General features: G+C 69.7%; 11 protein-coding genes. 5 read left to right on the top strand and 6 right to left on the bottom strand.

Annotated features, from left to right (window positions below; genetic code table 11):
* Positions 1-42 precede the first annotated feature (42 nt).
* From AB0E69_RS02030 to AB0E69_RS02045, 4 genes are all read left to right on the top strand, one after another.
* Positions 43-372 (top strand): Lsr2 family protein, encoded by a 330-nt coding sequence (locus AB0E69_RS02030; protein WP_360138042.1) that lies wholly within the window; start codon positions 43-45, stop codon positions 370-372.
* A 349-nt stretch (positions 373-721) separates the two neighbouring features.
* Complete coding sequence (locus AB0E69_RS02035; protein ID WP_360138044.1) at positions 722-3,259, top strand: ATP-dependent Clp protease ATP-binding subunit; 2,538 nt, start codon at positions 722-724, stop codon at positions 3,257-3,259.
* A 341-nt stretch (positions 3,260-3,600) separates the two neighbouring features.
* A complete protein-coding gene (locus tag AB0E69_RS02040) occupies positions 3,601-5,583 on the top strand; it encodes a kinetoplast-associated-like protein (RefSeq protein ID WP_360138047.1) in 1,983 nt (660 codons plus the stop codon).
* Positions 5,584-5,655: 72 nt separating this feature from the next.
* Positions 5,656-6,603, top strand: a complete 948-nt coding sequence (locus AB0E69_RS02045) for a hypothetical protein (protein ID WP_360138050.1) — start codon at positions 5,656-5,658, stop codon at positions 6,601-6,603.
* A 68-nt stretch (positions 6,604-6,671) separates the two neighbouring features.
* Here the strand turns inward: AB0E69_RS02045 and AB0E69_RS02050 are convergent, their stop codons facing one another.
* Entirely contained in the window at positions 6,672-7,562 is an 891-nt protein-coding gene (locus AB0E69_RS02050; protein WP_360140363.1) for an A/G-specific adenine glycosylase, read from the bottom strand.
* A 27-nt stretch (positions 7,563-7,589) separates the two neighbouring features.
* Here AB0E69_RS02050 and AB0E69_RS02055 point away from each other — a divergent pair, with 27 nt between their 5' ends.
* Positions 7,590-8,249 (top strand): hypothetical protein, encoded by a 660-nt coding sequence (locus AB0E69_RS02055; protein WP_360138053.1) that lies wholly within the window; start codon positions 7,590-7,592, stop codon positions 8,247-8,249.
* A 44-nt stretch (positions 8,250-8,293) separates the two neighbouring features.
* Here the strand turns inward: AB0E69_RS02055 and AB0E69_RS02060 are convergent, their stop codons facing one another.
* The 5 genes from AB0E69_RS02060 to radA form a co-directional block, all read right to left on the bottom strand.
* Positions 8,294-9,775 carry a DHA2 family efflux MFS transporter permease subunit gene (locus AB0E69_RS02060; protein ID WP_360138056.1) on the bottom strand — a complete coding sequence of 494 codons (1,482 nt, stop codon included), beginning with the start codon at positions 9,773-9,775 and terminating at the stop codon, positions 8,294-8,296.
* An 11-nt stretch (positions 9,776-9,786) separates the two neighbouring features.
* On the bottom strand, positions 9,787-10,359 hold the full coding sequence (locus AB0E69_RS02065) for a PadR family transcriptional regulator (protein ID WP_360138059.1): 573 nt from the start codon (positions 10,357-10,359) through the stop codon (positions 9,787-9,789).
* 116 nt (positions 10,360-10,475) lie between these two features.
* Positions 10,476-11,570 carry a DNA integrity scanning diadenylate cyclase DisA gene (gene disA, locus AB0E69_RS02070; RefSeq protein ID WP_360138062.1) on the bottom strand — a complete coding sequence of 365 codons (1,095 nt, stop codon included), beginning with the start codon at positions 11,568-11,570 and terminating at the stop codon, positions 10,476-10,478.
* A gap of 180 nt (positions 11,571-11,750) precedes the next feature.
* On the bottom strand, positions 11,751-12,689 hold the full coding sequence (locus AB0E69_RS02075; protein WP_360138065.1) for a beta-ketoacyl-ACP synthase III: 939 nt from the start codon (positions 12,687-12,689) through the stop codon (positions 11,751-11,753).
* 193 nt (positions 12,690-12,882) lie between these two features.
* Complete coding sequence (gene radA, locus AB0E69_RS02080) at positions 12,883-14,283, bottom strand: DNA repair protein RadA (RefSeq protein WP_360138067.1); 1,401 nt, start codon at positions 14,281-14,283, stop codon at positions 12,883-12,885.
* Positions 14,284-14,291: the final 8 nt, after the last annotated feature.

Genomic DNA, 14,291 nt, shown 5'->3' on the forward strand with positions numbered 1-14,291 from the left:
AGGGGATTGTGCCCGATGGCGGGCGCGGAAAGGTTGTCATCGATGGCACAAAGGGTGCAGGTGGTTCTCGAGGACGATCTCGACGGCGGTAAGGCCGACGAGACCGTGACCTTCGGGCTGGACGGCACGACGTACGAGATCGACCTGTCCAAGAAGAACGCCGCGAAACTGCGCGACGCACTGGCCGCCTATGTCGGCGTCGGCCGCCGGGTCTCCGGCCGCCGGGGTGCCGCGGGCCGGGCGCGGGGCCGGGGCCGGTCGGCGTCGGACTCCGCCGACATCCGGGCCTGGGCCAAGGAGAACGGCTACGAGGTCAGCGAGCGCGGCCGGATCTCGGCCGAGGTGCGCGCGGCGTACAACGAAGCCAAGTAATTCCACGGACCGCCGGTCCCGGCCCCTTTCGGGGTGCCGGGACCGTCCGCATTCCGGTTGTTCCACTCCGTGGGACACAAGAGCGCCCGGGCGTGTTGGATCCAGTGGCTGACCGCGCAGGTAGTTCGGGGAATTCGCTGGTGGCGAACACGCTGTCCGATCGGGAGCACGCGGGAACACCCTGGAGATCCGCGGGGTTGTTCCCTTGTGATGCTCCCGGGTGACCGGAGGAAGCGGTGACGGTGTGTTCGCCCAGAGCGAGCGTGTCGGTACCGGGGACTAGCATGCATGTACGGGGGTCGGCCACCACGGCACGTCCGACTCCTCTGAGGCAAGGAGCGCTTTGGCGATGTTTGAACGATTTACGGACCGCGCCCGTCGGGTAGTCGTCCTGGCTCAGGAAGAGGCCAGGATGCTCAGCCACAACTACATCGGGACCGAGCACATCCTGCTCGGCCTGATCCACGAGGGTGAGGGTGTCGCCGCCAAGGCTCTCGAGAGCCTGGGTATCTCGCTCGAGGCCGTTCGTTCCCAGGTCGAGGAGATCATCGGCCAGGGGCAGCAGGCACCGAGCGGGCACATCCCGTTCACCCCCCGCGCCAAGAAGGTGCTGGAGCTCTCCCTGCGCGAGGCCCTGCAGCTGGGCCACAACTACATCGGCACCGAGCACATCCTGCTCGGTCTCATCCGCGAGGGTGAGGGTGTCGCCGCGCAGGTCCTGGTCAAGCTCGGTGCGGACCTGAACAAGGTCCGGCAGCAGGTCATCCAGCTGCTGAGCGGGTACCAGGGCAAGGAGACGACGACAGCCGGTGCGCCCACCGAGGGTGCCCCGAGCAGCTCTCTGGTGCTCGACCAGTTCGGCCGGAACTACACCCAGTCCGCCCGCGAGGCGAAGCTCGACCCGGTGATCGGTCGCGAGACCGAGATCGAGCGGGTCATGCAGGTGTTGTCCCGCCGGACCAAGAACAACCCTGTCCTGATCGGTGAGCCGGGCGTCGGCAAGACCGCCATCGTGGAGGGTCTGGCCCAGCAGATCGTCCGTGGTGACGTCCCGGAGACGCTGAAGGACAAGCAGATCTACTCCCTCGACCTGGGCGCCCTGGTAGCCGGTTCGCGCTACCGCGGTGACTTCGAGGAGCGCCTGAAGAAGGTGCTCAAGGAGATCCGCACCCGCGGCGACATCGTGCTGTTCATCGACGAGATCCACACCCTCGTCGGGGCCGGCGCGGCCGAGGGCGCGATCGACGCGGCGAGCATCCTGAAGCCGATGCTGGCCCGCGGTGAGCTGCAGACGATCGGCGCCACCACCCTCGACGAGTACCGCAAGTACGTCGAGAAGGACGCCGCCCTGGAGCGCCGGTTCCAGCCGATCCAGGTGGCCGAGCCCTCGATCGCGCACACGATCGAGATCCTCAAGGGCCTCCGCGACCGGTACGAGGCGCACCACCGGGTGACCATCACCGACGCCGCGCTGGTGAACGCTGCGCAGATGGCCGACCGGTACATCTCGGACCGGTTCCTGCCGGACAAGGCGATCGACCTGATCGACGAGGCCGGGGCCCGGCTGCGGATCCGCCGGATGACGGCGCCGCCGGATCTGCGCGAGTTCGACGAGAAGATCGCGACCGTTCGCCGGGAGAAGGAGTCGGCGATCGACGCGCAGGACTTCGAGCGCGCCGCGCGGCTGCGCGACGACGAGAAGAAGCTGATCAACGCGAAGTCGGAGCGCGAGAAGCAGTGGAAGGCCGGCGACATGGACGTCGTCGCCGAGGTGGACGAGGAGCTGATCGCCGAGGTGCTGAGCACCGCGACCGGTATCCCCGTCTTCAAGCTGACCGAGGAGGAGTCCTCGCGGCTGCTCGACATGGAGAAGGAGCTGGCCAAGCGGTACATCGGCCAGACCGACGCGGTCAAGGCGCTGTCCCGCTCGATCCGGCGGACCCGCGCCGGCCTGAAGGACCCGCGCCGCCCGAGCGGCTCGTTCATCTTCGCCGGCCCGTCCGGTGTCGGTAAGACGGAGCTGTCGAAGGCGCTGACCGAGTTCCTGTTCGGCGACGAGAACGCGCTGATCAGCCTCGACATGTCGGAGTACTCGGAGAAGCACACCGCGTCCCGGCTGTTCGGTTCGCCTCCGGGTTACGTCGGCTACGAAGAGGGTGGCCAGCTGACTGAGAAGGTGCGCCGCAAGCCGTTCAGCGTGGTGCTGTTCGACGAGGTGGAGAAGGCCCACCCGGACATCTTCAACTCGCTGCTGCAGATCCTGGACGAGGGTCGCCTGACCGACGCCCAGGGCCGCGTGGTCGACTTCAAGAACACCGTGATCATCATGACCACGAACCTCGGCACCAAGGACATCGCCAAGGCGGTCTCCCTGGGCTTCTCGCAGGCGAACGACACCACCTCGTCGTACGAGAAGATGAAGGCCAAGGTCACCGAGGAGCTCAAGCAGCACTTCCGGCCGGAGTTCCTGAACCGGGTCGACGAGATCGTGGTCTTCCACCAGCACACGATGGCGGACATCGTCCAGATCGTGGACCTGATGGTGGCCCAGATCGAGCAGCGGCTGAAGGACAAGGACATGGGCATCGAGCTCACGGCCGCGGCCAAGGAACTGGCCGCGCAGCGTGGCTTCGACCCGGTCCTGGGTGCTCGCCCGTTGCGCCGCGCACTGCAGCGTGACATCGAGGACATCCTGGCCGAGAAGATCCTGTTCGGGGAGCTACGCTCCGGCCAGATCGTCCTGGTCGACGCGGCTCCGGAAGGTACGGTCAACGCCGACGGCCTGACCGAGTACTTCACCTTCACCGGCAGCCCGAAGTCCACGACGTCCGACCTGGAGCTGACCGACCTGACGGCCGGCGGCACCTCGGGCCTGCAGGACACATGATCCCGAGCTGATCCCGAGCTGGTCACCAGAGGGCCCCACGCTTCGGCGTGGGGCCCTCTGCCTGTCCGGCTCCGGTCCAGGAAGCTGTACTGCGGAGCGTCTCGGCGTACTGCGGGACACGCCCGATTTTCGCGGATGCTACTGAGGGGTCGTATTGTCCTGCGGAGCGTGATCAGTTCGATACGGAGCAGGGTCGCACCCCGGTCCGATCGGTGGGAGGATCGCGCGAGCAGCTGATGAGGCAGTTACTTACCGCCTGTCTACCGCGTTGTAACCCTGTGATCACGCTGATCGGACCCGGACTGTCGGAAAGGGGGCCGGGGATGGAATCATCTCGTCGCATGGACGCTCCGCGTCTGCCCCTGACCAAGGAACCGGTCGTCGACGCCGGTTCCTTTGGCGTGCGGCAGGCGGGCGGGGTGCTCGAGCGGGCGCAACGGATCGCCGACACCCTGCGCGAGCAGGCCGAGCACGAGAACGACGTCGCCCGCGAGGAAGCCGAGCGGATCCAGGCGGAGAACCAGCGGCTGAAGGCCGAGGCCGAGGCCGCCGCGCAGAAGCTCCGGACCGACGCGATGTCCGCCGCCCAGCGGCTGCTGAACGACGCCGAGCGCGCCGCCGAGCAGCTCCGGACCGAGTCGGAGCGCGAGGCCGCGCGGGTCACCGCCGAGGCCGAGCAGACCGCGGAGCGGCTGCGCGCCGAGTCCACCAGCGAGGCCGAGCGGGTGCGGCGGGATGCCGCCAACGCGGCTGCGAAGCTGAAGGCCGAGTCGACCGCGGAGGCCGAGCGGGTCCGGTCCGAGGCGACCGCGATCGCGGAGCGGCTGAAGGCCGACTCGGAGTCTGCCGCCGAGCAGCTCCGTGCCACGGTCGCCGACGAGGTGGCCCAGCGTCGGGCCGACTCCGAAGCCGCGGCCGAGAAGCTGCACACCGAGAGCCAGGCCACCGCCGACCGCCTGCGGGCCGAGTCGCAGGCTGCCGCCGATCGCCGGATCGCCGCCGCGGAAGCCGAGGCGGCCCGGCTCAAGGACGAGGCCGACGAGCTGCTCGAAGAGGCCCGGATGGTCCGCGAGGCCGCGCAGGCCACCGTCGACCGCGCCGGCCGCGAGGCGCAGCAGCTGGTCGCGGACGCCGGCGAGCAGGCGGCGCTGGTGTCGCAGGCCGCCGCCCGCAACGAGGCCGACATGATCGCGCGGGCCGAGGCCGAGGCGAGCGAGCTGCGGGCCGCGGTCGAGCGCGAGGTCGAGCTCGCCCGGGAGAAGTCTCGGGCCCAGATCGCCGAGGCGCACGCCGAGATCGAGCGGCTGCGCGGCGAGAACCGGGCGGAGCTCGAGCGCCGTACCGCGGAGCTCGAGGAGACCGAGCGGGCGAAGCTGGCCGCGATCTCGCTGGAGATCGACAAGCTGCGGGCCGAGGCGGTCGCCGAGATCGCCGAACGCAAGGCCGAGGCCGAGCTGTCCAACGAGCGGCTGATGGCCGACGCCCGGGCCCAGGCCAAGCTGGTCGTGGACTCGATCGAGGCCGACCGCCGGACCGCGACCGGCGAGGCGCAGCGGATCGTGGAGGACGCCAACCGGGCCGCCGAGACGGCGTTGGCCGAGGCCGAGAAGCAGACGCTCTGGAGCAAGAAGACCGTCGACGAACTGATCGCCGCGGCCGAGTCCGAGGCGCAGTCGATCCGCGACCAGGCCACCGCCGAGGCAAACCAGCTGCTCCGGCAGAAGCGGGCGCACCTGCGCCGCGTCGTCAGCCGGTCGACCAGCCGGCTGAAGCTGACCCAGGACGCGATCGCCAAGGAGAACGCGGAGCTGACCGCGCTCGCCGAGAAGACGCTGGCCTCGGCCACCGAGCAGGCTGAGTCGACGCTGTCCTCGGCCAAGGCCGAGGCCGAGAAGATCACCGCCCAGGCGCAGGCCCGCGTCGATCGGCTGAAGGGCAGCGCGGCCACCGAGGCCCGCGAGATCATCGAGCGGGCGAACCGCCGCGAGGCCGAGGCCGAGTCCGCCACCCAGGTACTGCGCGAGCGCGCCGCCAACGATCTGGCCGAGGCGCAGCGCCAGTCGCACGACCTGATCCGCAAGTCCCGCGCCGAGGCGCAGCAGATCGAGGCGCAGGCCCGCGAGCACGCCGACGACCTGCGGATGCAGGCCCGGAAACTTCTCGCCGACGCCGAGGCGAGGGTCGCTGCGCTGAACCAGCGCCGTGATGAGATCACCAAGGAGCTCACCCAGCTTTCGGGTGTGATCGAGGCACTCGCTGTACCAGGGTTCCGCCCAGGTGGTGGAATGTCCTCCAGTGAGGGTTCCACGGGGGAAACAGGATGAGGACGTGACAGTCAGATCCTTGTCAGTGACAATGTGTGATCCACCCACCCATCGAAGTGAGCATCAGAAGACATGAGCAGTGAAAGCCCAACTCCGTTCCGCACCGTTCTGCGTGGCTACGAGCCTGCCCAGGTGGACCAGCACATCCGTGAGCTGACCACCTCGCTGACTGCGCTTCAGCAGCAGTCCGAGCAGCTGCAGCGCCACGTGCAGGAGCTGCAGACTCGTACTGACGCGGCCGAGGCGGCCGTCATCTCCGCCCAGGAGGACAGCAAGGACCGCGCCCCGACGTTCACCGAGTTCGGTGAGCGGGTGGCCAAGATCCTGTCGCTGGCCGACGACGAGGCCCGCGATCTGGTGACCCGTGCCCGCACCGACGCCGAGGCGATCGTCGCCGACGCCGAGGCGCACGCGAAGAAGGTCCGCAAGGAGGCCGAGCAGTACTCCCTGGACTGGAAGAGCGAGGTCGACGCCGAGGCTGCTCGCATCCTCGAGGAAGCGCGCACCCAGGCCGACGACATGCGCGACGAGGCCGAGCGCGACGCGACCGCGCGCCGCAGCGAGGCCCAGGCGCTGTACGAGCAGGAGCGGGCCAAGTCCGCTCAGGCCGCCGCCGCCTTCGAGACCACCCTGGCCGAGCGCCGGGGCAAGGTCGAGCAGGAGTTCGCCGCCCGGACCGCACTGGCCGAGCAGCAGCTGGCCGCCGTCACCGACCGCGCTGCTCAGGTGCAGCGTGAGGCCGACCGCGCGCGGTCCGAGGCCGAGCGGCTGGCCCAGCAGCAGCTGGCCGACGCGAACCGTCAGGCCCAGGAGATCGTTGCCGCCGCCAAGGACAAGGCGGAGCGGATCCGGGCCGAGTCCGAGCGCGAGCTGGCCGCGGCCACGCAGCGCCGGGACAGCATCAACGCGCAGCTGACCAACGTCCGCCAGATGCTGGCGACGCTGTCCGGCAGCCCGGCGATGCCGCTCGACCTGCTCGCCGACGACGAGGAAACCCCCGCCGCCAGCAAGAAGAACTGAACGCAGCACCGCATCACCCGCAGCACCACCCACAAGGCCGGCTCGCTCATGAGCCGGCCTTCGTGCGGTCAGGCGGGGAGGCGGTAGTGGTTGTCGGCCAGGGGTTCGACGAGGCCGTCGGAGACCAGGCCGTCGAGGGCTCGCTCGCGTTGCGGGTGGTCTGGCCAGCACGCGTCCAGCTCTGGTTTGCTGACCGGCGCTGTCGCGGCACGCAGTACGGCGAGAAGTCGGCCGCGGACCTGGCGGTCGGTGCCTTCGTAGGTCTGCCCGCGGCGCGGAGGACCGTCGTACGGCGGGCTGCCGGCCTCGACCCATGCGCACTGGGTGCGGATCGGGCAGTCGGCGCAGCGCGGCGTACGGGCGGTGCAGATCAGTGCGCCCAGCTCCATCGAGGCGACGGCCCAGCGGGCTGCGGTGGGCGCGTCGGCGGGCAGCGCGGCGACTGCCAGCCGCAGGTCGGCGGCGGTGGGGGAGATGGTCGGCTGCGCGACACCAGTGAGGGCCCGGGCCAGCACGCGGCGCACGTTGGTGTCCACGACCGCATGGCGTTGACCGAACGCGAAGGACGCGATCGCGGCCGCCGTGTACGTCCCTACGCCCGGCAGGGCGAGCAGTGCGGCGTGGTCGTCCGGTACTTCGCCGCCGTGACGCTCCACAATCGCCTGAGCGGCCGCGTGGAGCCGTAGCGCACGCCGTGGGTACCCAAGCCGGTCCCAGGCCCGCACAGCCTCTCCTGGCGCCTCTACGGCCAGGTCCACCGGCTTCGGCCAGCGCTCCAGCCAGCGGTGGTACGCCGGGAGCACCCGGTTGACCGGTGTCTGCTGCAGCATGAACTCGCTGACCATCACCGCCCAGGCCCCGGCGTCCGGCTCGCGCCACGGCAGTACCCGCTGATTGGCGTCGTACCAGCCGAGCACGGAGTCGTGGAGGGCGGTGAGCGGCGAGCCTGACTGGTCCAGCACAGAGCCGATATTAGAGTGCGCTCCATGAGCAGCCTGCTCCGTCCGGTCGGGCACCTGCCCGCCAGCGTGTACTGGTTCCGCCGGGGACTGGTGCTCGCGGTCGTGCTGCTGCTGGTTTTCCTGCTCTCCCGGCTCTTCGGCAGTGGCGCGGACGCGAAGAACACCGCCGCGTCCAACTCCGGCCCGAACCCGTCGTCCAGCGCGCCGATCGCGACCGGTACGCCGACCACGACGCCGACAGCTACTGTCACCACGAAGAAGAGCACGGAGACGCCGACCAAGAGCGCGCCGCCGGCCGACAGGAAGTGCGACGGCTCGGACCTCCAGGTGGTGGCCCTGCCGGGGAACCGCAAGATCGTCTCCGGCTCGGTGCTGAACTTCGTCGTCCAGCTGTCGCCCACCGGCGACGGCTGCAAGGCCACGGTCGACGCCGACCGGCTGACCGTGTCGATCACCTCGGGCACCGACCTGATCTGGACCACCACGCATTGCACGAAGGCGATCCAGACCGCCACCATAGTGGTTGCCAAGGGCAAGCAAGCTGCGGTGACCGTGCCCTGGAACGGGCACCGTTCCGGGCCTGGCTGTCTTCCCGGTCAACCGGTCGCCAAGCCCGGAACGTACGTTGTCAAGGCCAACTACGCCGGCCGCCTTTCCGGCCCGCAGGCCTTCCAGATCGTCTGATCGGCGTCTGATCAGCGTCTGATCAGCGTCTGATCAGCGTCTGATCAGCCGGCCTCGACCGGCTGCGCGACATCCTGCGGTCGGGACTGCATGTGTGAGGGCCTCGCGAACAGCAGTGCCGCGACGACACCGATCAGCAGCACGGCGGCCGGCAGGATCACCGACTGCGCCATCGCGTCGCTGAAGCCCTGCTTCAGCATCGGTGGCAGTTTGGTGCCGAAGGCACCTTCCCCGCCTGCTGCGGCGCCCGCGGCGGCCGGCAGGTTGTGCGCCAGCCGGGACTCCATCAGGACGGCGATGCTCGCGCTGCCGAGCACGGCGCCGATCTGGCGGGTGGTGTTGTAGACACCCGCGCCGGCGCCGGCCTGGTGCATCGGCAGGTTCCGGGTCGCGGTGCTGCCGATCGGTGCCCACATGAAGCCGTTCGCCACGCCCAGCAGAGCGATCGGCAGCAGTAGCTTCCAGATCGCCACGGTCGGCTCGATCACCTGGCTCAGCCAGAAGAACGAGGCCGAGCAGCACAGCAGGCCGAACCCGGCGAGGTACCGCGGATGCATCTTGTCGGTGAGCCGGCCGACGAACGGCGCCAGCGCACCGCTGATGACCGCCATCGGGACCAGCAGCAGCGCGGACTTCGTCGGGCTGAGCTCGCGGACGGTCTGTGCGTACAGCATCAGCGGGAACGTCATCGCGGTGATCGCGAAACCGACCGTGGTGATCGCGATGTTCGCCAGCGAGAAGTTGCGGTCCTTGAACAGGCGGAGCGGCAGCAGCGGTTCGCCGCGGTTGCGGGACTGCCAGACCACGAAGACCGCCAGTACGACCAGGCCGGCGATGATCAGCGACCAGACCGAGATCGGCCCGCTGATCGTGCTCCAGTCGTACTTCTGTCCTTCCTGGATGCCGAACACGAGCAGGAACAGGCCGATCGAGCTGAGCACGACGCCGACGATGTCGAACTTGTGCTCGTGCGTCGGCAGGTCCGGGACCAGCCGGAGCGCGAGTACGAAGCCGATCACGCCGATCGGTGCGTTGATGAAGAAGATCCACTGCCAGCTCAGGGCGTCGACCAGGACGCCGCCGAGGATCGGGCCGACCAGGGTGGCGACGCCGGCGGTCGCGCCCCACAGGCTCATCGCCCGGCCGCGCTGGTCCGGCGGGAAGATCCGGGTGATCACGGCCATCGTCTGCGGCGTCATCATCGACGCGCCGAGCCCCTGGAACACCCGGGCGATGATCAGCAGCGTGATCGAGGTGGTGAACCCGCACCAGACCGACGCGAGCGTGAACAGCGCCAGCCCGGTCAGGTACACCTTCTTCGGACCGATCCGGTCGCCGAGGCGGCCGGTGACGAGCAGCGGTACGGCGTACGCCAGCAGATAGGCGCTGGTCACCCAGATGACGTTGCCGACGTCGGTCTTCAGGTCGGACAGGATCGCCGGGGTGGCGACCGACACGATGGTCGAGTCGACCAGGATCATGAAGAAGCCGACGACCAGCGCCCAGAGCGCCGGCCACGGCCTCACCTCCGACGGCCTCACTGATGCTTGCGGGGATGCCATGACAGGTCCTTGCTCTCGATTCGTTCGATGGTCGTGGTGAGCCATTCGCGCTCGGCGGTGAGCTGGCCCCGGAGGTACGTGACACTCATCCAGTACGGCTCGTGCACGCCCTCGGCCCGCACTCGCTCGATCGCCTGGTCGACGTCTGCCAGCCAGTTGTCCAGGTCCGCGATCCGGCGGCGGAACCGGAGTACGGCGTCCTCGGCCTCGAGGTTGTGCGCCTCACTCAGTACCACCGGGAACAGCGGGTATTCGTAGACGTACTTCTCGATCCCGGTCTCCACCCGCTGCCGGAACGCCGCGGCGCCGGCCGGGGTGAGCTCGTACGTCGTGCGCTCGGGGCGGTTGCCGGCCCGTTCGGTACCGGTCGCGCGGATGTACTCCTGCCCGGCCAGCCGCTCCACCGTGTGGTAAAGCGAGCCCGGGCGGAGCTTCACGATCCGGTCGCCCTGGCGGTTGATCAGCAGCTGGTACATCTCGTAGGCGTGCATCGGGTTCTCGTGCAGCAGAGCCAGCACCGCGATCGCCAACGGGGTGAGCTCGGCCATGATCCTCCAGCTGGATTGTTCCACACGAAATGTTCCACGTGGAGTATTACTCGGGCCTGGCCGTGAACGCAAGAGCACCCCGGATCGTCACGATCCGGGGTGCTCGGTGACGGTTGCTAGACGTACCGCTCGAGGATGCTCGACTCGGCCAGCCGGGACAGGCCTTCGCGGACCGTGCGGGCGCGGTTCTCGCCGACGCCCTCGACCGTCTGCAGGTCGTCGATGCTTGCCGCGAGCAACTTCTGGAGGTGGCCGAAGTGGTCGATCAGGCGGTCGATGACGGCACCCGGCAGTCGCGGCACCTTGGCGAGCAGCCGGTACCCGCGCGGGGTGACCGCGGCGTCCAGCTGCTCAGCGCCACCGAGCTGCAGGGCCCGCGCGACCTGGCCGATGTCGAGCAGGTCGGTGGGGCTGACCGCGTCGAGCTCGTCGAGCACGTCGTCGGCGGTCTTCGACTTCTTGCCCGTCGCCGGCGGCAGGTAGTCGCGGACGACGAGCTCGCGCTCACCCGCTACGCCGGCGACCAGTTCGTTGAGCTGCAGCGTGAGCAGCCGGCCGTCGGTGCCGAGCTCGACGACGTACCCGTCGATCTCGGTGGCGATCCGGCGGACCATCTCCAGCCGCTGAGCGACCGCGGCCACGTCGCGAACGGTGACCAGGTCCTCGATCTCGAGCGCGGACAGCGTGCCCGACACCTCGTCCAGGCGCAGCTTGTACCGCTCGAGGGTGGCCAGGGCCTGGTTGGCGCGAGACAGGATCGCGCCGGAGTCCTCCAGCACGTAGCGCTGGTCGTCGACGTACAACGCGATGATGTGCATCGACTGCGAGACCGAGATGACCGGGAACCCGGTCTGCCGGTGCACCCGGTCGGCGGTCCGGTGCCGGGTGCCGGTCTCCTGGGTGACGATGGTCGGGTCCGGCATCAGGTGCACGGCGGCGCGGATCAGCCGGGTGGCGTCGCGGTCGAGGATGATTGCGCCGTCCATCTTGCTGAGCTCGCGCAGTCCGGTCGCGGTGAAGTCGACGTCGATCTCGAAGCCGCCGGTGGAGATCGCGTCGACGGCCTTGTCGTGGCCGAGCACGATCAGGGCGCCGGTGCGCCCGCGCAGGATCCGCTCCAGGCCTTCACGGAGCTCGGTGCCGGGCGCCACCGCGGCGAGCGTCGCGCGCAGCCGGGCGCCGGTGCTGTTCTTGTCGGTGTTCGGTGCCACGGAACAGGAGTCTATGCGGTCCAGCCGACAGCGTGGACGCCTTGTCCCGCTGCGGCCACTGGTCGCGGGGCGCCGTACCGCCGGTCCTTGCACGTGCGCGTGCAAGCGCCCGTGCATCTGGACCGTGCAGTACCGGTTTCCCGCGTAAAACGGACGTTCCGGGGCCTGGCGTCTGTTGCGTCAGGGGCAGCGGATGACCTGACCGGCGTACGACAGGCCGCCGCCGAATCCGAACAGCAGCACCGGCGCGCCGGACGGGATCTCGCGCTTCTCGATCAGTTTCGAGAGCGCGATCGGGATGCTCGCCGCGGAGGTGTTGCCGGACTCGACGACGTCCTTGGCGACCACCGCGTTGACCGCGCCGAGCTTCTTCGCCAGCGGCTCGATGATCCGCAGGTTGGCCTGGTGCAGCACCACGCCGCCGAGGTCCTCGGGCGCGACCCCGCTCTTCTCACACACCTCCCGGGCGATCACCGGGAGCTGGGTCGTGGTCCAGCGGAAGACGCTCTGCCCGGCCTGGGCGAAGGTGTTCGTCGGGGCCTCGATCCGGACCGCGTCGGACATCTCCGGCACCGAACCCCAGACCACCGGGCCGATCTCCGGCTCCTCGGACGCAACCACCACGGCGGCGCCGGCGCCGTCGCCGATCAGCACGCAGGTCGTGCGGTCCGTCCAGTCGGTGAAATCGCTGAGCTTCTCGACGCCGATGACGAGCGCCTTCGAGGCGGCACCGGCGCGGATTGCGTGGTCGGCGGTCGCGAGCGCGTGTGCGAAGCCGGAGCAGGCGGTGTTGAGGTCGATCGCGGCCGGGTTGCCGAGGCCGAGCCGGGCGGCGACCCGGGCGGCCATGTTCGGCGAGCGGTCCTGCGCGGTGCAGGTGGCGACGATCACGTAGTCGATCTCGGTCTTGTCCAGGCCGGCGTTCGCGATCGCCTTGTCGGCGGCCCGCCAGGCCATCTCGTCGACCTGCTCGTCGGGCGCGGCGATCCGGCGCTCGCGGATGCCGACCCGGCTCTGGATCCACTCGTCGTTGGTCTCGACCATGGTGGCCAGTTCGTCGTTGGTGAGCACCCGTTCCGGCTGGTAGTGGCCGAGCGCGACAACTCTTGATCCGGTCATCCGGAGCTCCTGGGGTGAACCGGCGGCAGGCCGGGCGGGGATTCCGGGTTCGGCGTCGAACCCGGCGAGGGGGCGCACCCAGCGTACGTTCCGGAGCCTGCGGCCGGGCGATCGCCGTCTGACCATGTGGTCAGAGACACACGGCTTCGGCTTCGGGTCAGGCCCAGTGTCAGGCTCCGTGGCAGGTTTCGGGTCAGGCCAGGCCGGCGGCCATCAGCGCGGACGGCAGGTCCGGCGCGGCGAAGGTGCGCAGCCCGTACTTCTTCTGGATGTCCATCGGCTTCAGGTCCTTGCCCCGGTTCGGGATGTCGGCCGGGACGATCGCCTTGGTGAACCCGAGCCGCGCGGCCTCGGCGAGCCGCTTCTCCAGGCCACCGACCCGCCGGACCTCGCCGGCGAGGCCGACCTCGCCGATCGCGATCAGGCCCGGGTGGATCGGTTTGTCCATCACCGAGGACGCGACCGCGATCGCGACGGACAGGTCAGCGACCGGTTCGGTGATCTTCACGCCGCCGACGGTCGCGACGTACACCTCCTGGTCGGTCAGCTTGAGCCCGACCCGGTTGCCGAGGACGGCGAGCACCATCGCGACCCGCGACGACTCCAGCCCGGACGTCGTACGCCGTGGTTGTGGCGCGGCCGACGGGCCGACCAGTGCCTGTACTTCGGCGAGCAGCGGCCTCCGGCCCTCCATCATCACGGTGACGCACGTGCCCGCGACCGGCTCGGCGTGCTCGGAGACGAACAGCCCTGTCGGGTCGGTCACCTCGACGATGCCGGTGTCGACCATGTCGAAGCACCCGACCTCGTCCGACGGGCCGAACCGGTTCTTGGTCGCCCGCACCATCCGGAACCCGGAGTGTCGGTCGCCGTCGAACGCGAGCACGACGTCCACGAGGTGCTCGAGCATCCGCGGACCGGCGATCGCACCTTCCTTGGTCACATGCCCGACCAGGACGACCGCGATATGCCGCTCCTTGGCCAGCCGGACCAGTGCACCCGTCACCTCGCGCACCTGGGTCACGCCGCCGGGGGCGCCGTCAACCTCCGGGTGCGCCATCGTCTGCACGGAGTCGATCACCAGGAACACCGGCTCGACCGCGTCGACCTGGCCGACCACCGCGGACAGGTCGGTCTCGGCGGCGAGGTACAGCTCGTCGACGAGCGCGTCCGTCCGCCCGGCTCGCAGCCGGACCTGCGCAGCCGACTCCTCACCCGAGACGTACAGGGTGCGCTGCCCGCGGCGCGCAGACTGGGCGGCGACCTCCAGGAGGAGCGTCGACTTGCCCACGCCGGGCTCGCCGGCGAGCAGGATCACCGCGCCTGGCACCACGCCACCGCCGAGCACGCGGTCGAGCTCGCCGATCCCCGTCGGGCGCGACTCGGCCTCGATCGCGGACACCTTGGCGATCGGCATCGCCGGCGACGACACCGGACCAGCAGTGATCCGGGCGGCCTTCGGCGCACCGACCTCGGCGACCGTGCCCCAGGCCTGGCACTCACCGCAGCGCCCGATCCAGCGGGCCGACGTCCAGCCACACTCGGTGCAGGCGAACTGCGGCTTCGCCTTCGTCGTCCCGGTCGCCTTCGCCATGCAGACCA

This window comes from Kribbella sp. NPDC026611, assembly GCF_040638345.1.
Classification (GTDB): Bacteria; Actinomycetota; Actinomycetes; order Propionibacteriales; family Kribbellaceae; genus Kribbella.